Annotated in this window: 22 protein-coding genes; 9 read left to right on the forward strand and 13 right to left on the reverse strand. The window is 68.8% G+C overall.

Annotation, left to right across the window (positions count from 1 at the left end; all coding sequences use genetic code 11):
• The first annotated feature begins 30 nt into the window (after positions 1–30).
• Together EV649_RS02680 and EV649_RS02685 are read left to right on the forward strand one after the other, a co-directional pair.
• Positions 31–1,329 (forward strand): amidase family protein, encoded by a 1,299-nt coding sequence (locus tag EV649_RS02680; protein WP_130380128.1) that lies wholly within the window; start codon positions 31–33, stop codon positions 1,327–1,329.
• A gap of 8 nt (positions 1,330–1,337) precedes the next feature.
• Positions 1,338–2,150, forward strand: a complete 813-nt coding sequence (locus EV649_RS02685) for a MerR family transcriptional regulator (RefSeq protein WP_130380130.1) — start codon at positions 1,338–1,340, stop codon at positions 2,148–2,150.
• Here EV649_RS02685 and EV649_RS02690 read toward each other — a convergent pair.
• Genes EV649_RS02690 through EV649_RS02700 form a run of 3 tightly spaced genes read right to left on the reverse strand, consistent with a single transcriptional unit; the run spans position 2,137 to position 5,002 of the window.
• On the reverse strand, positions 2,137–2,631 hold the full coding sequence (locus tag EV649_RS02690; protein WP_130380132.1) for a DUF3830 family protein: 495 nt from the start codon (positions 2,629–2,631) through the stop codon (positions 2,137–2,139). The genes EV649_RS02685 and EV649_RS02690 overlap by 14 nt on opposite strands.
• Entirely contained in the window at positions 2,628–4,013 is a 1,386-nt protein-coding gene (locus EV649_RS02695; protein WP_130380134.1) for an amidase, read from the reverse strand. The genes EV649_RS02690 and EV649_RS02695 overlap by 4 nt, the downstream gene beginning before the upstream one ends.
• Positions 4,010–5,002 (reverse strand): D-2-hydroxyacid dehydrogenase, encoded by a 993-nt coding sequence (locus EV649_RS02700; RefSeq protein ID WP_241997677.1) that lies wholly within the window; start codon positions 5,000–5,002, stop codon positions 4,010–4,012. Before EV649_RS02700 ends, EV649_RS02695 begins: the two co-directional genes overlap by 4 nt.
• Positions 5,003–5,069: 67 nt before the next feature.
• Here EV649_RS02700 and EV649_RS02705 point away from each other — a divergent pair, with 67 nt between their 5' ends.
• The 3 genes from EV649_RS02705 to EV649_RS02715 are packed head-to-tail and all read left to right on the forward strand — an operon-like array spanning position 5,070 to position 8,183.
• A complete protein-coding gene (locus EV649_RS02705) occupies positions 5,070–5,825 on the forward strand; it encodes an Asp/Glu racemase (protein WP_198682276.1) in 756 nt (251 codons plus the stop codon).
• Complete coding sequence (locus tag EV649_RS02710) at positions 5,822–6,991, forward strand: M24 family metallopeptidase (protein WP_130380136.1); 1,170 nt, start codon at positions 5,822–5,824, stop codon at positions 6,989–6,991. The genes EV649_RS02705 and EV649_RS02710 overlap by 4 nt, the downstream gene beginning before the upstream one ends.
• Before the next feature lie 4 nt (positions 6,992–6,995).
• Entirely contained in the window at positions 6,996–8,183 is a 1,188-nt protein-coding gene (locus tag EV649_RS02715) for a PLP-dependent aminotransferase family protein (RefSeq protein WP_130380138.1), read from the forward strand.
• Here the strand turns inward: EV649_RS02715 and EV649_RS02720 are convergent.
• Positions 8,180–11,089, reverse strand: coding sequence for an FAD-binding and (Fe-S)-binding domain-containing protein (locus EV649_RS02720; protein WP_130380140.1), 2,910 nt, complete (start codon positions 11,087–11,089; stop codon positions 8,180–8,182). The genes EV649_RS02715 and EV649_RS02720 overlap by 4 nt on opposite strands.
• A 45-nt stretch (positions 11,090–11,134) precedes the next feature.
• Here EV649_RS02720 and EV649_RS02725 point away from each other — a divergent pair, with 45 nt between their 5' ends.
• Both EV649_RS02725 and EV649_RS02730 read left to right on the forward strand, forming a co-directional pair.
• Positions 11,135–11,863 carry a maleate cis-trans isomerase gene (locus EV649_RS02725; RefSeq protein ID WP_157996234.1) on the forward strand — a complete coding sequence of 243 codons (729 nt, stop codon included), beginning with the start codon at positions 11,135–11,137 and terminating at the stop codon, positions 11,861–11,863.
• A complete protein-coding gene (locus EV649_RS02730; RefSeq protein WP_130380142.1) occupies positions 11,860–12,510 on the forward strand; it encodes a GntR family transcriptional regulator in 651 nt (216 codons plus the stop codon). The genes EV649_RS02725 and EV649_RS02730 overlap by 4 nt, the downstream gene beginning before the upstream one ends.
• Positions 12,511–12,529: 19 nt before the next feature.
• Here the strand turns inward: EV649_RS02730 and EV649_RS02735 are convergent, their stop codons facing one another.
• Positions 12,530–14,002 carry an NAD-dependent succinate-semialdehyde dehydrogenase gene (locus EV649_RS02735; protein ID WP_130380144.1) on the reverse strand — a complete coding sequence of 491 codons (1,473 nt, stop codon included), beginning with the start codon at positions 14,000–14,002 and terminating at the stop codon, positions 12,530–12,532.
• A gap of 80 nt (positions 14,003–14,082) precedes the next feature.
• On the opposite strand from EV649_RS02735, the gene EV649_RS02740 reads away from it, so the two are divergent.
• The gene (locus EV649_RS02740; RefSeq protein WP_130380146.1) at positions 14,083–15,336 is read left to right on the forward strand and encodes an aminotransferase class III-fold pyridoxal phosphate-dependent enzyme; all 1,254 of its coding nucleotides are present in this window, start codon (positions 14,083–14,085) and stop codon (positions 15,334–15,336) included.
• 115 nt (positions 15,337–15,451) lie between these two features.
• Here the strand turns inward: EV649_RS02740 and EV649_RS02745 are convergent, their stop codons facing one another.
• Entirely contained in the window at positions 15,452–16,813 is a 1,362-nt protein-coding gene (locus EV649_RS02745) for an MFS transporter (protein ID WP_130380148.1), read from the reverse strand.
• Between the two features lie 262 nt (positions 16,814–17,075).
• Positions 17,076–17,786 (reverse strand): TetR/AcrR family transcriptional regulator, encoded by a 711-nt coding sequence (locus EV649_RS02750; protein WP_130380150.1) that lies wholly within the window; start codon positions 17,784–17,786, stop codon positions 17,076–17,078.
• 103 nt (positions 17,787–17,889) lie between these two features.
• Here EV649_RS02750 and EV649_RS02755 point away from each other — a divergent pair, with 103 nt between their 5' ends.
• Entirely contained in the window at positions 17,890–19,341 is a 1,452-nt protein-coding gene (locus EV649_RS02755; protein ID WP_130380152.1) for a DHA2 family efflux MFS transporter permease subunit, read from the forward strand.
• Here EV649_RS02755 and EV649_RS02760 read toward each other — a convergent pair.
• The 6 genes from EV649_RS02760 to EV649_RS02785 form a co-directional block, all read right to left on the reverse strand.
• Complete coding sequence (locus EV649_RS02760; protein ID WP_130380154.1) at positions 19,328–20,311, reverse strand: glycine betaine ABC transporter substrate-binding protein; 984 nt, start codon at positions 20,309–20,311, stop codon at positions 19,328–19,330. The genes EV649_RS02755 and EV649_RS02760 overlap by 14 nt on opposite strands.
• Positions 20,308–21,129: an ABC transporter permease gene (locus EV649_RS02765; RefSeq protein WP_130380156.1), complete on the reverse strand. Its 822-nt coding sequence runs from the start codon at positions 21,127–21,129 to the stop codon at positions 20,308–20,310. The genes EV649_RS02760 and EV649_RS02765 overlap by 4 nt, the downstream gene beginning before the upstream one ends.
• 115 nt (positions 21,130–21,244) lie before the next feature.
• Positions 21,245–22,411, reverse strand: coding sequence for an ABC transporter ATP-binding protein (locus tag EV649_RS02770; protein WP_130380158.1), 1,167 nt, complete (start codon positions 22,409–22,411; stop codon positions 21,245–21,247).
• Positions 22,404–22,967, reverse strand: coding sequence for an ABC transporter permease (locus tag EV649_RS02775; protein WP_241997678.1), 564 nt, complete (start codon positions 22,965–22,967; stop codon positions 22,404–22,406). The genes EV649_RS02770 and EV649_RS02775 overlap by 8 nt, the downstream gene beginning before the upstream one ends.
• Positions 22,968–23,175: 208 nt before the next feature.
• The gene (locus tag EV649_RS02780; protein ID WP_130380162.1) at positions 23,176–23,532 is read right to left on the reverse strand and encodes an iron-sulfur cluster assembly accessory protein; all 357 of its coding nucleotides are present in this window, start codon (positions 23,530–23,532) and stop codon (positions 23,176–23,178) included.
• Positions 23,533–23,721: 189 nt separating this feature from the next.
• Entirely contained in the window at positions 23,722–24,816 is a 1,095-nt protein-coding gene (locus tag EV649_RS02785; protein ID WP_130380163.1) for a glycerate kinase, read from the reverse strand.
• Positions 24,817–24,952: the final 136 nt, after the last annotated feature.

Below are 24,952 nucleotides of genomic sequence, written 5' to 3' on the forward strand. Positions count from 1 at the left end.
TGACACGGTGTCAGACCATAGGACAGCCGCATGTACACAGCAGGAGAGGTCGCGGAGCGGATCCGCACGGGTCAGGTCACGTCGCGTGAGGTGACGGAGGAACTCCTCGCGCGGATCGCAGACGACACGCAGGTCCATGCGGTGGTCGAGGTCCGGCGCGAGCACGCCTTGGCACAAGCAGACCGAGTCGACGCGCTCCTGGCCGAGCGGGGCGGTGTGGTCGGGCCGCTGCATGGGGTGCCGGTGACGGTCAAGGACTGTTTCAATGTCGCCGGGATGCGCACCACTTGGGGCAATCCGGCGTTCGCTGAGTACATCGCCGACCGGGACGCGGCTGTCGTGGAGCGGCTGCAGCGCGCCGGCGCGATCGTCGTCGGGAAGACCAACGTGCACGCGATGCTCGCCGACTTCGGCCAGACCGCGAACGAGATCTACGGACGCACCAACAACCCCGCCGACCTCGCCCGCACCCCCGGCGGATCGAGCGGTGGCGCAGCCGCAGCGCTTGCGGCCGACCTGACGTATCTGGAGTACGGCTCCGACCTCGTCGGCTCGATCCGACTCCCGGCGGCGTACTGCGGTGTCTACGGACTCAAGCCCACCAACGGCCTGGTCCCGATGCGCGGCTTCGAGATCCCCGGTACGCCGTACCTCCCAACCGAACTGCCCGCATTGTCAACAATCGGACCACTAGCCCGCTCCGCCCCCGACCTCCGGACCGCCCTACGCGCGACCGCCGGCCCCGAAGCCCCGTACTCGTACAACCTCCGCCCACCCCGGCACGACCGCCTCCAGGACTACCGCGTCGGCGTGGTCACCGATCACCCCGCGGCGCCCGTCTCCAGCGAGGTCGGCGACGCGCTGTCCGACACGATCGACCGCCTGGCCCGCAGCGGCGCGAAGATTGTCAACAATTGGCCGGACGGGGTGGACGCGAACGAGCAGGCGGAGGAATTCGGCCGCCAGGTAGAGCTGTTCTTCGCGCTCCACGGCGACGAGGACAGCGACCTGACCGCCGCGGACGTGCGCGACCTCGACCAGCGCAGGATGCAGGCCCGCGCGACCTGGCAGCAGTACTTCGAGGACGTCGACGTCTTCCTGTGCCCGACGAGCTTCACCGTCGCGTTTCCGCACGGCTCGACGACGATCGACGGGCAACCCTATGAAACACAGGTGTTCTGGATCGCGCACGCATCACTGACAGGTCATCCCGCGCTCAGCATGCCGATCGGCCACACACCAGCCGGGCTGCCGGTCGGCGCCCAGGTGATCGGTCCGTGGCATGAGGACGACACCGCGATCACGTTCGCAGAGCTCCTGGCTGGTTGACTGCCCTCATGTTCGCAATCGGAGAGTTCGCCCGCCACGGCCGGGTGTCGATTCGGATGCTGCGGCACTACGACGCACTCGGCCTGCTGAGACCGGCGTACGTCGATCCCGTCACGGGCTACCGCAGTTACACCGCCGGCCAGCTCGCTGACCTGAACCGGATCGTCGCGCTCAAGGACCTCGGCTTCTCCCTCGACCAAGTCGGCAAAATGATTGCAGACAATCTCGGCCCGGCCGAGCTGCGCACGATGCTCACGATGCGACGGGCACAACTGGAGACCATGCTCGCCGAGAGCTCCGCGCGGCTCACGCAGGTCGAGTCACGTCTGCGCGGTCTGGAAGCCGACATTCCGACTGTCGACATTGTGGTCAAGGAGCTGCCCGCCGTACGGCTCGTCGGCCTCACCGCCACGGCCGCGAGCTTCACGCCCGACGACATCACGCCCGTAGTGCACCCGCTGTGCGCGGAACTCGGCCGACGCTTGCCGGACGCCGACGTACGGCCCTCCGGTCGGCTGACCTGCCTGTATGCGCAGGAGTCCGAGGACGAGGTCGTCGTACGCGCGACGGTTCCGGCCGCGGTCGATGCCGGAGGCAACCTCAACGGACTGGAGGTGATCGACCTGCCCCTGACGCAGGCCGCGACGCTGGTACACCGCGGGCCGATCGACCAGGTACTGCCTTCCTGGCAGGCGTTGGCGCGGTGGCTCGACGACAACGACCGACGCGCGGCCGAGCCGGCCCGCGAGCTCTACCTCGACACCCCGGACGACCCGGAGCACTGGGTCACCGAACTGCAGCAGCCGCTCACAACCGACTGAACGACAGCGTCTCTCCCCGAGCGCCGCCCATCCAAAGGTCCTGGCAAGCGGCGGCGAACTCGTCGAGGTTCTCGGCGATCGCGCCGAACACGTTGCCCGGGACCCAGCCCTGATCGCCGTTGATCAGCAGGTTGTTGCGGCCGTAGAACACAGCAAGGTCGACAATCGCACCAGTCGTCCCGGTGCCGGTCGTGTTCTCGTACCCGTACGCCGGATTCCCCAGATCGTCGGAGTCGAACGAGAACCAGCACAGATCCCCCGGGATCGGTGTGACAGTCGTGTTCTCCTTGCCGGGATCGGGCGCGAATCCGGGCAACAACGTGTAGATCTCGTTCCGCGCGTACTTGCCGTGGAACACCGGCGCCGACAGCGGCAGCGCGTCCCACACCGCCGCGCACGTCCGCGGCGCCACGTCATCGAGCAACTTCGCCACGCAGCTCACGCCGCGCTTGTCCAGGCTGACGGAGATGTGCTTGCTCACTGAGCCTCCAAGGTCGGGGTACGCCGATGCCAGTCCGTGGCCGCCTGATACGCCTGGCCGACCCGCAGCGTCAGCGCGTCGGCATGCCGCGGCGCGACCACCTGCAGTCCCACGGGCAGCCCGGCACGGGTGAAGCCGCACGGCACGCTCAGCGCGGGCTGCTGGGTGAGGTTGAACGGATACGTGTACGGCGTCCAGTCGGTCCAGTCCGGCGATGCCGAACCGTCCGGCACGTCCTGGCCGATCGGGAACGCCGTGATCGGCAACGTCGGCGTGACGAGTACGTCGTACCGCTCGTGGAAGCGGCCCATCAGCGTCCCGAGGTCCATCCGGATCGCGCTCGCGTCGAGGAAGTCCGACGCGGAGTACGCCGCGCCTAGCTCCGCGACCCGGCGCAGTCCCGGATCGACGCGGTCGTCGACCGTGTACGCCGAGAGCACCTTCGCGGCGCCGGACCACCACAGCACGTTGAACGCGTCGATCGGATCCGCGAACCCCGGATCCACCTCCGTCACCTCGGCGCCCAGACTCTCGAGTACGCCGACCGCGGTCCGGACCAGCGCCTCGACCTCCGGATGATTGTCAACAAAACCAAGATCTACCGAGAACCCGATCCGCAACCCGGCGACCCCGTCGTCGAGCCCGTCCAGGAACGACCGGCCCGGAGTCGGCATCGCCGACCAGTCCCGCGCGTCGAACCCGGTGACCACGTCGAGCAGCGCCGCCGCGTCTCGTACGGTCCGCGTCATCGGCCCCGCGTGCGACAGCGTCCCGAACGCGCTCGGCGGGAACAACGGGATCAGTCCGTACGTCGGTTTCAGCGCGACCGTACCGGTGAACGCGGCCGGGATCCGGACCGATCCGCCGCCGTCGGTGCCGAGCGACCACACGCCCATCCCGAGTCCGACCGCGGTCGCCGAACCGCCGCTCGATCCGCCCGACGTCTTCGACGGATCCCACGGGTTGCCCGTCGCGCCGTACGTGTGCGAGTCGGTGACGCCCTTCCAGGAGTACTCCGGCGTCGTCGTCTTGCCGAGGAAGACGGCGCCGGTCTCACGCAGCCGCGCGACGGACGGCGCGTCCTCGTCCCACGGTCCGGCCGGGTCGATCATCGTGCTGCCGCGCATTGTCGGCCAGCCTTTTGTCCACAATGCGTCCTTGATGGACGTCGGGACGCCGTCGCCGGGTCCGAGTGGCGTGCCGGAGTGCCAGCGGGCTTCCGACTCCTTCGCCGCGGCGAGCGCACCCTCGGCGTCGACGAGCACGAACGCGTTGACCTGCTCGTCGTACCGCTCGATCGCGTCCAGCGCTTCCTGCGTCGCCTCGACCGGGGACAGCTCGCCGGTGCGGTAACCCTCGACCAGCTCGGATGCTTGTCTCATCGATCTCCTGTCGGAATGTAGCCAAGCTTCTTGTCGACAATGTTCAGCAGCGGTTCGCCGGCCAGCCAGCGCCGGACGTTGGCCGCGAACTGGTCCGCGAGGGTGTCGCGCCAGCCGACTACGTCACCGGACATGTGCGCGGTGACAGTCACGTTCGGCGCGTGCCAGAGCGGATGGTCCGGTGGCAGCGGCTCGGTGTCGAAGACGTCGAGGGTGGCTGCGATCCGTCCGTCGCGGACCGCGGTGAGCAGTGCGGTTTCGTCGACAATCGGACCGCGGGCAACGTTGACAAGGTGCGCGCCGGGCCGCATCGCGGCGAGGACCGCCGCGTCGACGAGCCCGCGGGTCGCGGCGGTCAACGGTGCGGCGATCACGACGTGGTCAGCCCATCCGACCTCGGCCGGAAGATTGCTGCTGGCAACAATCTCGCCGAAGTCCGGGTCGTCCCCTCGCGCGACCCGGCCGGCGCCCCGCACCTCCAACCCGGCGGCGCGGAGCAGCCGGGCAGTCTCTCTTCCGATCGCACCGGTCCCGACGACCAGTGCCCTCGCGCCCAGCACGCTCCGGGTCTCGCGGTGCTGCCAGCGACGGCCGCGCTGCAGATCGAAGCTGCGCAGGCTGTCCTTGGCGTTCGCGATCACCGCGCCGAGCACGTACTCGGCGATCGGCCGGTCAAACACACCGTGCGCGTTCGTGACCACGACCGCGGAGTCCCGCAGTTCGTCGAAGAGCAGCGTGTCGACACCGGCAGCGGTCACATGGATCCACTCGAGTGCCTCGGCGTCCGCCCAGACGTCCCGGACCGCCGTCGAGAAGAAGTCCCAGAGCATCAGGGCTCGCGCACCCCGGACCGCTTCGCCCAGGCCGTCCGCGGCGCAGTACCGGAAGTCGACCGGCAGCCCTTCGAGGCCAGGCGGACGGTCGGTCGAGCGCTCGCAGAGCACCGCGATCACAGGTCGCTCGGCGCTTGCTGGCGGGGAGGCTGGCACGTCATCGAGGCTAGGAACTCGCTAGTAGGATTGTCAACAATCTCCTGATGGCCGCACACTGACTCGCATGAGCACGCGTCCCTCCACCCATCCGCTGCCGGCGGCGGTGCCTCCACTGCTGCAGACGGGTATCGGTGTCGTCGCGCCGTACGACTTCGCGCTCGACCGCGAGCTGTGGCGCTGGGTGCCCGACGACGTCACGCTGCACGTCACGCGGACGCCGTACGCACCGATGGCCGCCACCGTCGAGATGGCGGTACATATCTCGGATCCGGAGCTGATCGCGCGGACGACGTACGACGTGCTCGCGGTGGCCCCGCTCGCGGTCGCCTACGCCTGCACGTTCGGCAGTTTTGTCGGCGGACTGACCGGCGAGCTGGCGCTCGTGGACGCGATGGTCGGCGCCGGAGCGCCGGCCGCGGTCACCACGAGCGGTGCGTTGCTGCTGGCGCTGCGCCGGCTCGGAGTCAACCGGATCGCGACAGTCACGCCGTACACGAACGACCTGACCGCAGGGCTGACTGCATTCCTCGCCCAGGCCGGGATCGAGGTGGTCGCGACCGCCGGGCTCGGCCTGATCGCGCAGATCTGGGCCGTCCCCTACGAGACGACCGTGGAGCTGGTTCGCAGCGTCGACAGCGACCTGGTCGAGGCGATCTTCATCAGCTGCACGAACCTTCCGACGTACGACGTGATCGCCGGGCTGGAGGCCACGCTCGGCAAGCCGGTGCTGACCGCGAACCAGGTCACGATGTGGTCGGTGCTCGAACTCGCCGGGCATACCGGGATCGGTCCGGGACAGCGATTGCTGAGCCTCCCATGATCGAGCCTCCGATCAATGAGTACGGCGCCCGCCTGGCGAAGGTCCGCGCCGTACTGGCCGAGCGTGGTCTGGGCGCGCTCGTGGTCAGCGATCCCGCGAACCTCTTCTACCTGACCGGGTACGATGCCTGGTCGTTCTACACGCCGCAGTGCCTGCTGGTTCCGGCCGAGGGCGACGTGCGGTTGTTCGCGCGGGCGATGGACGCGGCCGGAGCGTCGTACACCTGCAACCTGCGTGCGGACCAGATCCACGGGTATCCCGAGCAGCTGGTACACCGGTCGGACGTCCATCCGTACGACTGGATCGCGAACGTCTGCCGCGAGCTGATCCCGGCGGGCGCCGATGTCGCGATCGAGAGCGACGCGCACTACTTCACCGCGCGCAGCTACCTTGCCCTCAGCAACGGTCTGCCCGGACGCCGGCTGGTCGACTCGGCCGAGCTGGTGAACTGGGTCCGGCTGGTCAAGTCGCCGTACGAGATCGGCCAACTGCGGATCGCCGGCCGGATCGCCGAGCAGGCGATGCGGACCGCGCTCGATCGGCTCCAGCCGGGTCGGCGGCAGTGCGACGTGGCCGCGGAGATCCTCGCCGCGCAGACGATCGGGACGCCCGAGCACGGCGGTGAGTACCCGGCGATCGTGCCGATGCTGCCGACCGGTGCCGCCGCCGGTACGCCGCACCTCACCTGGAGCGATCGTCCGTTTGTCGACAACGAGGCAACCACGATCGAGCTGGCCGGCGTGTTCGGCCGGTACCACGCCCCGCTCGCCCGCACCGTGATGCTCGGCGACCCGCCGCGACGCATCCGCGAGACCGCGAAGATCGTTGCCGACGGCATGCAGGCCGCATTATCGGCAATCCGGCGAGGTGTCACCGGCGGCGCCGTGCACGCCGCCTTCAACGACGTGATCGCCGCGCACGGCCTGGTGAAGGAATCCCGGATCGGGTACTCGATCGGTATCGGGTACCCGCCGGACTGGGGTGAACGCACCGTCAGCCTGCGGCCCGAGGAGACCACCGTGCTGACCGCGGGAATGGCGTTCCACCTCATCCTCGGGATGTGGATGGACGGCTGGGGCTACGAGCTGTCCGAGCCCGTGGTGGTCGCCGCCGACGGAGTGGAAAGACTGACCGGTCTGTCCCACGAACTGACGATCAGGAGGTAGTCCCTTGCCAGCACTCCCGTACGCCGCACGCGCCGCCGGACTGGTGGGTTCGGTGATCGACTCGAGTACGTCGCTGCTGCACAAGCAGACGCACGACATCGTCCGTTTCGCGATGGGATCACCCGCGGCCGAGGCGGTACCGGCGCAGATCCTGTCCGCGATCGCGGCCGACGAGCTGAGCCGGCCCTCGAGCTACGACTACGCCGCGACCGAGGGAGACCCGCCGTTGCACGCGGCGCTGCTGGAGATGCTGCGCGGGACCAGCGATGAGACGACCGCTGAACGGCTCACGATCACGGCCGGCGGCATGCAGGGCCTCGACCTGTTCTGCAAGATCTTCGTCGACCCGGGTGATCTGGTCGTCGTCGAGTCGCCGACGTACACGAACGGCAGTGCGACCGCGCTCTCGTACGGCGCGGAACTGCTCGAGGTACCGGTCGACGACGACGGCATGATTGTCGACGATCTACCACGGCTGCTGGACGGGCGGCGGCCGAAGGCGATCTACACGATCCCGACGTTCCAGAACCCGTCCGGTGCGACGCTCTCGCTCGAACGACGGCATCGCCTGCTGGAGCTGGCCCGGTCGTGGGGCTCGATGGTGATCGACGACGACCCGTACGGCCTGCTCCGGTTCGCGGGCGAGCCGCTTCCGACGCTGCGCGAACTCGGCGCGGGCGATCCGCTGGTCTTCGCCGTACGGACGTTCTCGAAGGTCGTCGCGCCGGGTCTGCGCGTCGGATGGGTCGACGCGGATCCCGAACTGCAGCAGCTGCTGATCAACGCGAAACAGGCGATGGACACCTGCACGAATCTGCCCGCACAGCGGCTGCTCACCGGGTTCCTGACCGGCGGGCATCTCGAGGAGCATCTCGTTCGGCAGCGAGCGGCGTACAAACAGCGCAAGGAAGCGATGCGTGCCGCGCTGACCGAGCACTTCGGCGACATCGCGCACTGGACCGATCCGGAAGGTGGCTTCTTCCTCTGGGTCACGCTGGAGAACGGCGTCAACGCCGAGGAACTGTTCGAACTCGCGCTGGCCGAAGGCGTCGCGTTCATCCCCGGCCCGGCCTTCTCTCCCACCGCCCGCTTCCAGAACGCCTTCCGCCTCTGCTTCGCCTCGACGCCCCCCGCCCGCATCCACGAAGGCATCACCCGCCTCCGCCGAGCCACCGACAAACTCGCTCCCTAGCCGGGTGGCGTGGGGAGGGCTTCGGCCAGGAGTTGGGCCAGGTGGCGGGGGTGGCGGGGTGTGGCTTGGGAGATCTGGGTTCGGCAGCTGAAGCCGTCGGCCAGGACGGTGGTTGTCTCGGGCAACGACCGTACGGCGGGGAGCAGCGTGCGTTCACCGACTGCTTTGGAGATCTCGTAGTGGTCGCGTTCGAAGCCGAAGTTGCCGGCGAGGCCGCAGCAGCCCGGGTCCGCGAGACCCGCCTCGATGCCGGCCGCTTCCATCAGCTTGCGGTCGGCGTCGAAGCCGAGGACGGCGTGCTGGTGGCAGTGCGGTTGGACGAACGCCGCTCCCCCCACGTACGGCGGTTGCCAGCCGGACTCGGCGAGCAGCTCGGAGAACGTGCGGATGTTCGCGCCCGCCGACGCCGCAAGCGGGTTGTCGGCGAGGAGGGTGGGGGCGTCGTGGCGGAAGGCCGCCGTACAGCTGGGTTCTAGGCCGACGATCGGCGTACCGGCTTGGAGGTGCGGAGCGAGTACGCGGAGGGACCGGTCGAGGACGCGGCGGGCGGTGGTGAGCTGGCCGGTCGAGATCCAGGTGAGGCCGCAGCAGACCGGCTTCGCGGGCAGGACAACCTCGTGCCCGGCGGCCTCCAGTACGGCGAGCGCGGCACGGCCGATCTCCGGCGCGAGGTAGTTCGTAAACGTATCCGGCCAAAGAACAACCCGCCGCCCACCAGCCGAAGATGGGCTGTTGCGGTGGGTGAACCAGTGTGTGAAGGTCTCCGTTGCGAAGGGCGGGACCTCCCGTTCGGCCGCGATTCCGCCGAGGCGCTTTGTCAGTTGCAGGCCGGCGAACCGGTTCGCGAGGCCCGGCGCTCGGGACGCAAGGCGCGACCACACAGGCAGCCAACCCATCGACCAGTGCGACAACGGCCGCGCCCACGGACGGCGCGCGTAGTGGTGATGAGTGAACTCGGCCTTGTACGTCGCCACGTCGACATTCACCGGGCAGTCCGACAGACATCCCTTGCACGACAGGCAAAGGTCCAGCCCGTCGCGTACCTCGGTCGACCGCCACCCGTCCGTGATCAGGTCACCCTGCAACATCTCCCACAACAGATGCGCCCGTCCACGCGTCGAGTGCACCTCGTCCCGCGTCACCTGGTAGCTGGGGCACATCACACTGCCGGACGACTGCCGGCACTTCCCGATCCCCACGCACCGCCGCTGAGCCTGCGCGAAGTCGTGCTCATCGTCGGGATAGTCGAAGATTGTCAACATTCTGCGATCCTTCGCCGGACCGTCGTGCCGGATCGCGAGGTCGAGCTGCGGCGGGTCGACAATCATGCCCGGGTTCAGCACGCCCGCCGGATCCCAGATCCGCTTCAGCTCGCCAAGGAGCGCGACCCCGTCAGCGCCGTACATCCTGCTGAGCAGCTCCCCGCGCGCCCGCCCGTCACCGTGCTCGCCGGACACCGAACCGCCGAGCTCGACCACCAGGTCCGCGGCCTGCTCGACGAACTCCCGGTACGTCGCGATCCCGCGCGCACTCAGCAGGTCGAAGTCGATCCGCATGTGCATGCAGCCCTCGCCGAAATGCCCGTACGACGCACCCGACAGACCGTGCCGCCCGAGCAGCTCGTCGAGACCGCGCAGGTACGCGCCCAACCGCTCGGGTGGTACGGCGGCGTCCTCCCAACCGCCCCACGCCTCGGCTCCGTCCGCGCGCCGCGTCGCGAGGCCCGCGGCGTCCGTACGGCACCGCCACAGGACGGCCTGCGCCTTCGGGTCGGTCACCAGGGACGCGGTCGCGCCGGAATCACGCAGGTCCTCGAGCATCGCGCGGGCAGCCGACGCAGCGACCGTCTCGTCATCGCCGGCGATCTCGACCAGCAGCCAGGCGTTGCCGCTCGGGAGCCCGGCGTGGACCGCGGCGTCACGGACCTCCGTCGGCAGCCGGTCCACCAGTTCGTTGTTGATGGACTCCATCGTGAGCGGCGCGTGCCGCAGCACGACCGGCACACAGTCGGCCGATGTGATCGAGTCGGCGAACCCGAGAACACACAAGACCTTTGCCTTGGGCAACTCAACGAGCTGGACCGTCGCCCGCAGCGTCGCGGCGAGACCGCCTTCGCTACCGGCCAGCAGACCGGCCACGTTGTACCCGTTCTCCGGCAGCAGCCGATGCAGCGCATAGCCGGAGATCTGCCGCGTGAACTGCCCGAACCGGCGGCGGATCAGCAACTCGTTCCGCCCTACGAAAGCCTGAAGCGCCCGATGCAACTCCCCCTCCCGACCCGGCCGAGCAGCCAGCTCCGCAAGCACAGCCTCCGGTGCGGTACCCGTGCTGATGCCGGAGTCGAGGGTCAGGCGGGTTGCGTCGGCGAGGATCACGTCCAGGGAGCGGAGGTTGTCGGCCGTGGTGCCCCAGGCGACCGAGTGCGCGCCGCAGGCGTTGTTGGCGATCATGCCGCCGAGGGTCGCGCGGCTTGCCGACGACGGGTCGGCGCCGAACGCCAGGCCGTGCGGTTTCGCGGCGGCCAGCAGATCGGTCAGTACGACGCCCGGCTCGACGACCGCCGTACGTGCCGAGGTGTCGATGCCGAGGATGCGATTCACGTGCCGGGACGTGTCGATGACGACGCCGCCGATCGCGTTGCCCGCCATCGACGTACCGCCGCCCCGCACCACCACCGGCGCCCCAGCCGCAGCAGTCAACGCAACAGCCGTCGCCAGGTCCTCGGCATCAGCTGGTACGACGACCAGGTCCGGCACCGCGCGGTAGTTCGACCCGTCCGCCGCGTACAGCGCCCGCGTTCCCCGATCGTCGCCGACCGCACCCCGGAGTTCCCGGCGCAGCGTGCCGGCCAGGCCCGCGGCGTCGTACGCGACGGAGCCGGTGCCGGGGCGCTCTGGGGTTAACATTGTCGACAATCTACCTTTCGGACGATGGACCAGCCAGGAGGCCCGATGGTCACGGTAGGACTCCTTTACCCCGGACACAGCGCGGAAGACGACTACCCGTCCCTGGAGGCGCGGCTCGACGGATCGGTGAAGCTTCCGGTCGTCATCACCTCGGTGGGCGAGGACGCGCATCGGGTGGACGCGCTCCTCGACCTCGGCCGGGCGGAGCGGCTCGCCGAAGGGGCCGCGGAGCTCAAGCCGGCACGGCCGGACTCGGTGATGTGGGCGTGTACCTCGGGCAGCTTCGTGTTCGGCCGGGAGGGTGCGAACATCCAGGCAGCCGGCGTGGCCCAGGCGCTCGGCGTACCGGCGTCCTCGACCTCGATCGCGTTCGTCGACGCGTGCCGGGCACTCGGCGTCAAGCGAGTCGCCGTCGCCGCGTCGTACCCGGAAGACGTCGCGCAGCACTTCGTCCGGTTCCTGACCATGGGCGGCGTCGACGTCGTGTCGATGGGCAGCAACGGGATCATCACCGCCGCCGAGGTCGGGACACTCGCACCCGAGCAGGTGATCGCGATGGTGAAGGCGGCCGACCACCCGGACGCCGAGGCGGTCCTGGTGCCGGACACCGCGATGCACACGCTGGGGATCGTCGACGAACTGGAGGCCGCAGTCGGCAAACCGGTGCTGACCGCGAACCAGGTGACGGTCTGGAAGGGGCTCGAGTTGGCCGGGGCTGTACCCTCCTTGCCAGATCTGGGGACGTTGTTCGCCACAAGGGGGAATTCGGAGTGACCAGTTACATCGAGCCGCTGGCTCAGGAGTCGACGCCGAGCATCATCGCCGACAAACTGCGCAAGGCCATCGGCCACGGGGAGTTCAAGCCCGGCGCCCAGATCGTCGAGGCCGACCTGGCCCGCAAGCTGGGCGTCAGCCGCGGTCCGTTGCGGGAGGGCATGCAGCGCCTGACCCAGGAAGGGCTGTTGGTCTCGATCCGCAACCGCGGCCTGTTCGTCATCGACATGACGCCCGCGGACATACGCGACATGTACCTCGCCCGCGAGGCGATCGAGCGCGCCGCGGCCTTCAAGATCCTCCGCGACGGCGACTTCGAGACCGTCGGACTGGCCCTGCTCGCGATCGTCGACCAGATGGCGGCCGCCGAAGGCGATCCGGCCGCGGTCGGCGAGCTCGACATCGCGTTCCACGAGCTGCTCGTGCGGCTGGCCGACAGCCCCCGGCTGTTGCGGATGCATCAGACGTCCATCATCGAGACGCGGATGTGCATCCACGCCCTGGAGGAGACGTACCTCGGCACCGACGCCCGCGCCATCGAGCACCAGAGGCTCGCCAACGCGATCCGGACCGGCGACGTCGCGCGCACCGACGAGCTCCTGAGCGCCCACATGGACGACGCCATAGAGCGCCTCGTCAACCGCTGAGCCCCGCCCCTGGGCCCCGTCAGCTGACCGCGATGCCGATGTACTTGGTTTCGAGGAACTCGTCGATCCCGACCGCGCCGCCCTCGCGGCCCAGCCCGGACTGCTTCACGCCCCCGAACGGCGCGGCGGGATTCGACACCACGCCCTGGTTCAGCCCGACCATCCCGGTCTCGATCGACTCCGCGACCCGGAGCGCGCGCCGCAGGTCGTTGGTGAACACGTACGCGACCAGCCCGTACTCCGTGTCGTTCGCCGCCCGCACGACCTCCTCCTCGGTGCTGAACGGCGTCAGCGGCGCGACCGGCCCGAAGATCTCCTGGTCCGCCATCGCCGCGTCCCGCGGGACGCCAGTGAGGACCGTCGGCGGGTAGAAGTACCCGTTACCTGCCGCAACCTCTCCCCCGGTGAGCACGGTCGCACCCCGTCCGACCGCGTCCGCCACCAGCGTCCGCACCTTCTCCCGGCCCGCCTCGTCGATCAGCGGGCCGACGTTCACACCCGGTTCGGTACCGCGCCCGACCGTCAGCTCGCCCATCCGCTCCGCGAGCCGGCGCCCGAACTCGTCGATCACCGACTCGTGCACGAAGATCCGGTTGGCCGCCGTACAGGCCTCGCCCATGTTCCGCATCTTCGCCGCGATCGCGCCGGTCACCGCCTCGTCCAGGTCCGCGTCCTCGAACACCACGAACGGCGCGTTGCCGCCGAGCTCGAGGGACGTCCGCAGCACCTTCTCCGCGCACTGCTCGAGCAGGACCCGGCCGACCCGCGTGGACCCGGTGAATGACAGCTTCCGCGCCAGCCCGGATCGGATCAGCGGCTCCATCACGCCGCCCGCATCCATCGCGGTGACGCAGTTGACGGCTCCCGCGGGTACGCCGGCCTCAGCCAGGATCCCCATCAACGCCAGCATCGACAGCGGTGTCTGATGGGCGGGCTTGATGACGCTCGTGCAGCCGGCCGCGATCGCCGGGCCGAGCTTGCGGGTCCCCATCGCCATCGGGAAGTTCCACGGGGTGATCAGCAGACACGGGCCCACCGGCTGCTTGGTGATCAGGAAGCGGGCGTTCCCGGCCGGCGCGGTCTGGTACCCGCCGTCGATCCGGACCGCCTCGCCCGCGAAGTGCCGGAAGAACTCGGCCGCGTACGCGATCTCGCCGCGAGCCTCGGCCAGCGGTTTCCCCATCTCCAGCGTCATCAGCAACGCGAGATCGTCGACGCGTTGCATCAACAGCTCGTACGCCGTCATCAGCATGTCGGACCGTTCGCGTGGCGACGTACGGGCGAAGTCCGGCTGGGCAGCGGCGGCTGCCTCGAGCGCGGCCCGCCCGTCCGCCGGTGACGCGTCGGCGACCGCGCAGAGCACCTCGCCGGTCGACGGATCGACGACGTCGAACGTCGCGCCGCGGGTCGCGTCGGTCCACTTCCCATCGATGAACAGCCGCTTCTCGACGGCCTCGACCACCCTCGATTCGTCCACCCTCGACTGCTCCATCTGCACCCCTTCACCGGCCTCGACAGCTGAGATAGGCTGATTGTCGACAATCTACCATCCGACGACTGGAGGGGAAGTCCGTGGCAGAGCTCTCGCAGATCCTCAAGCAGGCGACCGGCGTGGTCGCCGCCCGCGGTGTGGGCGTTCAACTGTTCGACGAGGACGACCGCAGGTACCTGGACTTCACCGCCGGCATCGGGGTCACGTCGACCGGGCACTCTCATCCGCGGGTCGTCGCGGCCGCCCAGGAGCAGGTCGGCCGGATCATCCACGCGCAGTACACGACCGTCATGCACCGGCCGTTGCTCACGCTCGTGGACCGGCTCGGCGAGGTCCTCCCCCGGCACCTCGACCGGATGTTCTTCGCGAACTCCGGCAGCGAGGCGATCGAGGCGGCACTCCGGCTCACCCGCCAGGCGACCGGCCGGCCGAACGTGATCGTGTTCCACGGCGGCTTCCACGGCCGGACCGTGGCGGCGGCCACGATGACCACGTCCGGGACCAAGTTCCGCTCCGGTTTCAGCCCGTTGATGGCCGGCGTGCACGTGTCGCCGTTCCCGGACCCCGGCCACTTCGGCTGGCCCGTGGAGCAGGCGACCGACTTCGCGCTCAGCCAGTTGGACTACGTCTTGCAGACGTTGAGCACGCCGGCCGACACCGCGGCATTCTTCGTGGAGCCGGTGCTCGGCGAGGGTGGGTACGTGCCCGCGAACGAGCGGTTCTTCGCGGGCCTCCGCGAGCGCGCCGACGCGCACGGGATCCTGCTCGTGATGGACGAAGTACAGACCGGGTTCGGACGGACCGGGAAGTTCTGGGGCGGCGACCACTTCGGTTCGCACCCGGACGTTCTGGTCACGGCGAAGGGTCTCGCGTCCGGGTTCCCGTTGTCCGGGATCGCCGCGTCGTCGGAGCTGATGGAGAAGGCGTGGCCCGGCTCGCAGGGCGGCACGTACGGCGCGAACGCGGTCGCGTGTGCGGCGGCGTTGGCGACGCTGGATGTGATCCAGGACGAGGGCCTTGTGCAGAACTCCGCGGACCGTGGCGCTCAGCTCAAGCAGGCGCTGCAACTGGTCGCGGACAAGCACGAGCAGATCACCGACGTACGCGGGCTCGGGCTGATGATCGGCAACGAGTTCCGCGACGCGGACGGGAAGCCGGACCCCGTGACCGCCACCGCGGTCCAGCAGGAGGCGGCACGCCGTGGCTTGCTGTTGCTCACGTGCGGCGCCTGGGGGCAGGTCGTGCGCTTCATTCCCGCGCTGGTCGTCTCCCCCGACGAGATCGACGAGGCCGCCGGCCTCTGGTCCGACGCAGTCACCGCAGTAGTCGGCTGAGTCCTCGGCTGCTGGGTTCGGCGGGGTCGGATCCGCGCTCTCCGGAAACTCTTTCGCGCTGGTTGGCGAATTGTTTCCGGAGAGCGCGGATCCGTGCGTCAGGCCTTGGCGTGGGTCAGGCCTTGGCGTGGGCCGGTTCGAGGGCGACCGGCGGCGGGGCGTCGTCGGTGCCCGGGATCTCGGTGCCGTTGAGCGGGCACCGTGACGTCTCGGGGACCTTGGCGAGGGCGAGCGCACCCACGACGCAGGCCGCCATCATGTAGTACGCCGGTACCAGCGAGTCACCCAGCTTGGCCGTCAGCCAGTCGTTGACCGCGGGCGCCGTACCGCCGAACAGCGACGTCGACACGTTGTACGCGATCGCGAATCCGGCGTACCGGACGTGCGTCGGGAACATCGCCGGGAACGTCGCGGAGATCGTCGCCAACTGCGGCACGTACAGCAGTCCGAGGACCGCGAAGCCGATGATCGCGCCGGCCACGTTCGTCCCCATCAGCAGGAACATCGGTACGCCGAACACGAACAAGCCGGCCAGCGACGCCCACCACAGCGGCTTGCGCCCGAGCCGGTCCGACGCCCGCCCGGCGAACGGGACGAAGATCATCATTGTCAACATTCCGATGATCGGCACGATCAGCGATTCGTCCGCGCTCAGCCCGATCTCTTTCTCCAGGTACGTCGGCATGTACGTGAGCAGCGTGTAGTTCACGACGTTCAACGCGATGACCATGCCGCCGAGCCGCAGGATCGGGGCCCAGTAAACGGCCAGCAGGTCCTTGAACTGGGTCGTGGTCTCCTGCTCCTTCTGGCCCTTCGCCTCGAGCTCACGGAAGACCGGCGTGTCCTCCAGGCGGGACCGGAGGTAGACGCCGACCAGGCCGAGCGGCGCGGCGACCAGGAACGGCAGCCGCCAGCCCCACGCGTGCATCGCCTCGTCGCCGAGCACCAGCGAGAAGCCGAGCATCAGCAGCGCGCCGAGCGAGAAGCCGGCCAGCGTGCCGAACTCCAGGAAGCTGCCGAGGAACCCGCGCTTGCGGCTCGGCGCGTACTCGGCCATGAAGGTCGCGGCACCGCCGTACTCGCCGCCGGTCGAGAAGCCCTGGACCATCCGCAGCAGGACCAGCAGGATCGGCGCCCAGAGGCCGATCGTGTCGTACGAGGGGACCAGACCGGCGAGCAGGGTCGCGCCGGACATCATCAGGATCGTGATCGCCAGCACGTGCTTGCGGCCGAGCCGGTCGCCGAGCGGGCCCCAGACCAGCCCGCCGAGCGGGCGGACCAGGAACGAGACGGCGAACGTCATCAGCGCCAGCAGGGTCTGGCTCTCGGTGTCGCCCGGGAAGATCGCGGCCGAGATGTACGTCACGCCGTAGGCATAGATGCCGTAGTCGAACCACTCGGTCGCGTTGCCGATCGCCGAGGCGGCGATCGCTTTCCTGAGCACTCCGGGCGGCTGCTCTTGTTCCGTCGTGGTCACGGGGGGCCGGTCCTGGGCGCTTCCACCCTGCGGGGGCTGAGCGCTCTCGGGCGGCTGGGTCTCGGAGTCCACGGTTTCCTCCTGTCGTCATACGGCCTCACCCGAGTGCCCACCCGCAGACAATCCACACACCCCACGGGATCAGGTCGTAGTTTTGTTGACAATCCGAAGGTTAGCCATGTGCAATCGTGAACCACAAGCGATGGCTACCGGTCGATCACGCCAAATCGTTCAATTCCACCCAATGCCGCTCGGTGCCCGCTCAGTGGCGCTCAGCGAGCGACGCGAGACCGGCAGTGATCACCGAGATTCCGAACTCGAACCGGTCATCACCGGCAGCACCGGCCGTCAAGGGACCCGCGAGCGCCATCGTGAGCGGGAACCGGTCGGCCGGCAACGAGGCGAAGTAGGACCGCAAACCGTCCAGGAACCGCTCGAGATCCTCGGGGCTCCACTGGTCGGCCCGCTGCACGTTCTCCTCGAACGCCACCGCGGTCACGTACAGCGGAATCAGATCGACGGCCCACGCCACAGCCTGATCCGGCAGTCCGCCGGCCTTGAGGATGCCGAGCAGACACTCGGAAGTCCGCAGCGCCGCCTCCCCCAGCGGCACGGCCCCGATCGCAGCGCGCGCCACACCGGGCATCGTCCGCATCGCGCGCAGCATCTCGCGCATCGCTTCCTTCAACTGCTCTTGCCAGCGCTCGGGATCCGGCGGCGACGGCAGGTTCATCGCCTGCGCAGCCCGGTCGACCAGAAGCTGATCGAGCTCCTTCTTGTTCGCGACATGCGCGTACAGCGAGGCGGGGCCGGTGTGCAGTTCCTGCGCGATCTTGCGCATCGAAACCGCCTCGTACCCCTGGTCGACCATCACCCGCAGGGCAGTGTCGACAATCCGCTCCCGGTTCAACGGCTCCTTGGCCGGACGCACGGGCTTGGCGGGACTGATCGGCTGCCACGGCGATTGGGTCATGCGAACCACTGTAGCGAACGCCGTACTTGACGGGAACACTGTTCGCGCGTAGAACAGTGTTCGTCAACGAACACCGTTCGCATCCCATCCTAAGGAGCCACCGATGAGCGCCGCCGCCGTACAGACCCCACCCGACACCACGACGACCCCGCGCGGAACGCCGTACCGCTGGCGCTGGCTCGTGGTCGCCACCATCCTCGTCGCCGAGATCATGGATCTTGTCGACGCGACGATTGTCAACATTGCTGCTCCGTCGATCCGGGCCGACCTCGGCGGCTCCGAATCGGCCATGCAGTGGATGCTCGCCGGATACACGCTGGCCTTCGCGATCGGGCTGGTCACCTTCGGGCGGCTCGGCGACCTGGTCGGCCGCCGGCGGCTGTTCGTGATCGGAGCTCTCGGGTTCACGATCGCGTCCGCGGTCTGCGGGCTGGCCACCAGCCCCGAACTGCTGATCGGCAGCCGGGTCGCCCAGGGCCTGCTCGGCGCGGTGATGATCCCGCAGGGTTTCGCGATCCTGAAGTCGATCTTCCCGTCGGACGAGCTCGGCAAGGCGTTCGCGATGTTCGGCCCGGTGATGGGGCTGTCGGCGGTCGCGGGCCCGATCCTGGCCGGCGTACTGATCGACGCGAACTGGTTCGACGCCGGCTGGCGGACGATCTTCTTCATCAACGTCCCGATCGGGATCGCCGCCCTGGCCGGCGCGCTGTGCTTCATGCCCGAGGTCAAGACCACCGGCGCCTCCCGGCTGGATGCCATCGGCGTGATCCTGGTCAGCCTCGCCTCCGGCCTGCTGATCTACCCGCTGGTGCAGGGCCGCGAGCTCGGCTGGCCGTTGTGGACAATCCTGATGTTGACCTCGTCGGTCGCGGTCTTCGCGCTGTTCGGCTGGCGGGAGCGCCGCTCCGGCAACCCGGTGATCGACCCGTCGCTGTTCCGCAACCGCGGGTACGTCGCCGGCCTCGGCGTGATCACCACGTTCTTCCTCGCGATGAACGGCTTCATGCTGGTCTTCAACCTGTTCACCCAGCTCGGCCTGCACTACAGCCCGCTGAAAGCCGGCCTCGCGATGGTGCCGTTCTCGCTCGGCATCGCGATCGGCGCGCCGCTGTCCGCCGGCCTGCTCGCCCCGAAGCTCGGCCGCAAGGCGCTACAGCTAGGCATCGCAGTGATGACGGTCGCGATGGTCGGCGTCTGGTTCACCCTGCACACGCACGGCGACGCGACCACGATCTGGAACCTGGTCCCGGCGACGCTGGCCACCGGGATCGGCGCCGGCATGGTGTTCGCCCCTCTGTTCGACATCATCCTGGCCTCGATCGACGACCAGGCCGCGGGATCGGCGTCCGGCGTACTGACCGCCATGCAGCAGTACGGCGGTGCGATCGGAGTCGCCGTGATCGGCACCGTCTTCTTCCAACTGCTGCCGACCCACGCGTTCCTGGGCGCAACCAAAACCTCGGTCCTGGTCGCGATCGGACTGTTCGTCGTCAGCCTCGCGGTGTCGTACCTACTCCCGAAGCGCGCCCGCGAGGAGAGCGTCAGTCACGGCTGACGAACCCCTCCTTCACCAACCAGTCCATGGCGACGTCGGCGGGCTCACGTCCGTCGACGTCGACCTGCGCGTTGAGCTCGATCAGCACCTCGTCGGTGAGCTTGTCCGACACCGGCTGCAGCAGCTCGCGCAGCTGCGGGTACTTGTCCAGCACCTTCTTGCTGATCACCGGAGCCACGTTGTACGCCGGGAAGTACCTCTTGTCGTCCTGCAGTACGACGAGGTCCAGCGACTTGATCCGCCCGTCGGTCGTGAAGATCTCCCCGAACCGGCAGTCCCCCTTGTTCGTCGCGGCGTACACCGCGCCCGTGTCCAGGGTCCGGATGTTGTTGCGCGGTACGCCGGAACCCAACGGGATCCCGTAGTGCTTCAGCATCGGCTCGAACCCGTCGTTGCGGTTCGCGAACTCGGACTCGACACAGAACGTTCGTTCCTTCACCGGCAGCGACTCGACCTGGGACAGCTTGGTGACGTGGAGCCGGTCGGACTCCTTCCGGGTCATCGCGAAGCCGTAGCTGTTGTTCATCGGAGCAGGCTTCAACCAGATCAGCCCGTACTTCTGCGCGTCCTCCTTGCGTACGGCGTCGTACTGCTGCTGCTTGTCGGGGATGCCGGTGTCGTGGCCGAGGTACGAGATCCACGCGGTGCCGGTGTACTCCCAGGCCATCTGGATCTGGTTCTGGATCATCGCCTGGCGGGACGTGTCGGAGCCGGGCATGTTGGTGAGGTCCTGGACGTCCGCGCCGGCCGAACGCATCAGGATCGCGGCGATCTTTCCGAGGATCAGCTGCTCCTGGAAGCTCTTCGAGCCGATCGCGATCTTCAGCCCGTCGAGGTTCTTCACCTCGGAGAGCGGTCCTTGGAGTGCGCCGGTCGGTACGAAGCCGCCGCTGGTGCCGAGGCCGCAGCCCGACAGGACTGGGACCAGGAGTACGAGTAGCGCGGACGCTGCCGCGACGAGCCGCTTCATCCGAGCCCTCTCGGTCGGGTGACTTCTTCCAGTACTCGGCCCGCCCAGTCGATCAGCAGCGCGAGCGCCGCGACCAGTACGGCGCCGCTGATCAGCACCGGGTAGCGCAGCAGGCGGATGCCGGTGGTGATCAGGCTGCCCAGTCCCCCGGCGTCGATGAACGTCGCGAGGGTCGCCGTACCGACGACCAGGACCAGTGCGGTACGGATGCCGGCCATGATCACCGGCACCGCGAGCGGCAGTTCGATCCGTCCGAGGACGGCGACGCTCGACATGCCCATGCCGCGACCAGCCTCGACGAGGGTCGGGTCGACGCCTTGCAGGCCGACGATCGTGTTCCGCAGTACCGGCAGGATCGCGTAGAGGCAGAGCGCGAGGATCGCGGTCCAGAAGCCGAAGCCGAGCCAGATCGCGAGCAGCACGATCAGCCCGATCACCGGCGCCGCCTGGCCGGCGTTCGCGATCGCGACCACGACCGGAGCGGCCCGGCGAGCCCGCGGCCGGGTCAGCATGATGCCGAGCGGTACGGCGACCAGCAGCACGATGATCGTGGCGACGACCGTGAGCTTGAGGTGCTCCACGGTCAGCTGGCCCACGAGTTTCCAGTCGAGCTGCCGCTGCTCGATCGAGTCGAGCTCGGCACGGGACCGCCAGATCGCCCATACCCCGATCACGACGGCCACGAACAACGGCTGCCCGATCAACAGCCCCCACGACGGCCGACGTGCCCGGTTGCTCGCGAGCCCGGCCGCAGTCGCCTTCGCATCGGCGAGGTTCTCCGGCGCCTTGAGATCCGGTCCAGGGTCCAGTGCGGTCATGGGGCCTCCCGGCCTGGACTGAGGAGCGGAGGGAGCGAAGCGACCGGAGCGACGAGGGAAGGCCGGGAGTTACAGCCCCATGACCCGCCGCGACGGAGTCGCGGCATCGGTACTGTCATTGCGCGACCTCCGCCTCCGGTTGGCCGTTGCCGTCCTGGATGCGGGCGAGTACGGCCTGGAAGTCGACCACGCCGAGGTACTCGTCGCGCCGGCCGGTGACGACCGCACTGCCGTGGCTGGACATCAGCATCGTGTCGAGCGCGTCGTTCAGGGTCGCCCGCCGGTCGATCGTCACCAGGTCGGTGTCGTCGTGCGGCGCCGGCACATTGTCGACATCTGACAAGTCGGATGTCCACATCCAGTCGACCGGTCGCCGCCGGCCGTCCAGGACGACGACCGAGTCGTCACCCGCCTTCTTCGCGGCCCGCAGTACGGCGGGTGCCGAGTCGCCGATCTCCGCGACCGTCGGCTGCCCCAGCTCGATCTCGCTCACCCGGCTCAACGTGAGTTGCTTGAGCGCGGCGCCGGCGCCGACGAAGTCCGCGACGAACCGGTCCGCCGGGTTCGCCAGGATCGCCTCGGGGGTGTCGTACTGCGCGATGTTCGCGCCCTCGGTGAGGATCAGAATCCGGTCGCCGAGCTTCACCGCCTCATCGAAGTCGTGCGTGACGCAGACGATCGTCTTGCGCAGCTCCTCCTGGATGCTGAGCAGTTCGTCCTGCAGCCGCTGCCGGGTGATCGGGTCGACCGCGCCGAACGGCTCGTCCATCAGGATCACCGGCGGGTCGGCGGCGAGTCCGCGAGCGACGCCGACGCGTTGCTGCTGGCCGCCGGACAGCTCGCGCGGGTAGCGGCCGCGGTACCGGTTCGGGTCGAGGCCGACGAGCTCGAGCAGTTCGTCGACACGTTCCGCCGTACGGCGTTTGTCCCAGCCGAGCAGCCCCGGGACCAGGGCGATGTTCTGCGTGACGGTCATGTGCGGGAACAGGCTGCCGCCCTGGATCACGTACCCGATCCGGCGCCGCAGATCGTCGTCGTCGGAACGGCTGACGTCCTCGCCGCCGATCCGGATACTGCCCGACGTGGGCTCGATCAGCCGGTTGATCATCTTCAGCGAGGTGGTCTTGCCGCAGCCGGACGGGCCGACGAACATCACGATCTCGCCGGCCGGGATGTGCAGGGACAGGCCCTCGACAGCGGGCTTCTTCTGGCCCGGGTACCGCTTGACGACATCGGTCAACTCGATGTCGACGCCGCTGACTTCTGGTTCGGATTCAGGCACGGATACCTCTCGAGGTGGTCAGGCGGCCGACGAGCAGCAGCATGGCGTCCAGGATCAGAGCGAGCAGGACCACGCCGATCGTGCCGACCAGCGCGGAGTTCAGAGCGTTCTTGCCACCGATCTGGGTCAGGCCGGTGAAGATGAAGCTGCCCAGGCCGGGGCCGAGCACGTACGCCGCGATCGCCGCGATCCCCATCGACATCTGGGCCGAGACCCGGACGCCGGCCAGGATCACCGGCCAGGCCAGCGGCAGCTCGATCCGGAACAGGGTCCGGACCGCGCCCATGCCCATCCCGCGCGCCGACTCGATCAGCGTCGAGTCGACGCCGGCCAGGCCGACCACGGCGTTCCGCAGGATCGGCAGGCAGGCGTAGAACGTGACAGCGACCACCGAGGTCGCCGTACCGATGCCGGCCACCGGGATCATCAGGCCGAGCAGCGCGAACGACGGGATCGTCAGACCGACCGCGCTGACCGCGCCGGCCAGCGACGCGATCCGCGGGTTGCGGTGCACGACGACTGCCAGGCCGACCGCGATCACGGTGGCCAGAAGCACGCACTGGATGACCAGGCTCAGGTGCTGGTAGCTCTGATAGAGCAGTTGAGAATTACGCTCAGTTATGTAGTCCCACACAGGGCGACACGTACCCAACAAGCGTTCGACTCACACATTGGCACGATCGCTACGGAAGTCCGGACATGCCGAAGCCCCTGGTCGCCTTGCCGGCGGCCAGGGGCTTCAGGGCTAACTCAGTTGCTCAGCCTCAGTTGAACGAGTCGCCGCAGGCGCAGGAGCCGGTGGCGTTCGGGTTGTCGATGGTGAAGCCCTGCTTCTCGATGCTGTCGACGAAGTCGATCGACGCGCCCTTCAGGTACGGAGCGCTCATCCGGTCGGTGACGACACTCACACCACCGAAGTCGGCCACCACGTCGCCGTCGAGCTGACGCTCGTCGAAGAACAGCTGGTACCGCAGCCCGGAGCACCCACCCGGCTGCACGGCGACCCGCAGCGCGAGGTCGTCGCGGCCTTCCTGGTCGAGCAGCGCCTTCACCTTGGCGGCGGCCCCGTCGGTGAGGAGAACACCAGTGGCAACGGCCTGCTCGGTCTGCGCTTCAGTCATTCCTGACTCCAGTCATCTGCTCAAGTGCCGACGTACAGCTCAGTCGGCACGGAAGTCTCTTGTCAACACTGGCCAACATCACCCGGCCCGCGCTCATTCCCATGGTCGCACACCAATTTCGCAGATCAACTACCCCGCTCACAGGCTGGGTGGCGATCAGGCTGGTGTGATCAGGATCTCGGGGTCGGTTCAGCGGGCCCAGGTGCGGGCGACACGCTCCGCGACGGCGGCCAGCGAGCCGTGCGGGTCCGCGAACGCCTGCTCCTCGCCGACCGCGTCGACCAGCGCGTACGCCGACTCGACACCCATCGAGCGCATCTCGCGGGAGCCGATCAGGACCTTGCCCGCGAGTACGACGCAGGGCCGCATCGCGTCGTTCGCGACCTTCGCAACGCCCGCGATCACCTTGCCGTCGCGGGACTGGAAGTCGAACGCGCCTTCACCGCTGATGACCAGGTCCACCTGCGACGCCTTCTGCTTGAGGCCGGTCAGCTCCGCAACCAGGTCGATTCCGGACACCCGCTCGGCGCCGAGCAGCAGGAGCGCGTACCCGAGCCCGCCCGCGGCACCCGCACCCTTCTTGTCCGCGGTCTTCCGGTCGGCCAGCTCGGCGAAGTGCGTCAGCCAACCGTCGACCTCAGGCTTGCGCTCGTCCGAGATCCCCTTCTGCGACCCGAACACGTTCGTCGCGCCCCGCAACCCGAGCATCGGGTTCTCCACATCACTGGCCGCAACGAACTCGACCCCCGCCACCCGTTCCCGAGCCGGCCCCAAATCCACGGCGCTGAGCCCAGCCAGCCCCGCGGCCCCAACATCCAACCGCCCAACACCAGCCGTTGCTCCTAGGGCGGCGAGCAGACCTGCGCCGGCGTCGTTCGTTCCCGAACCTCCGAGTCCGAGGATGATCCGCTTCGCGCCGGCGTCCACGGCTGCGGTGATCAGCTGCCCGACCCCATACGTGCTCGCGTCCTCAGGCCGCCGCTGCTTCGGCTCCACCAAGTGCAGCCCGCACGCCTGCGCGGTCTCGACGTACGCCGTCTCCCCCGCCAGCAGCACCGTCGCGGGAGTCTCCTCACCGAGCGGCCCGCGCACTGTGACCGACAGCAGCTTCCCGTCGACCACCGCGGACAGTACGTCGATGAACCCCGGACCGCCGTCGGCCATCGGCGCGACCAGCACCTCAGCACCCGGATCCCGGCGCCGCCACCCTTCCTCGATGGCCGCCGCAGCCTCCACAGCTGTCAACGTCCCCGCGAACTTGTCCGGCGCAATCAGAATCCGCATGCCCACATCCTCCCTCACCGCATCTGCCTGCCGGGCGCCCCGTCCAAGCCAGCCGCCGTGCTGGGCGGGCCGCACGACAGGACGTAGTCATATACGTGCACGGCGCCGCCCGCCTGAGCAGCCCGCAAACCCACCA

The organism is Kribbella sp. VKM Ac-2569 (assembly GCF_004216905.1).
Classification (GTDB): Bacteria; Actinomycetota; Actinomycetes; order Propionibacteriales; family Kribbellaceae; genus Kribbella.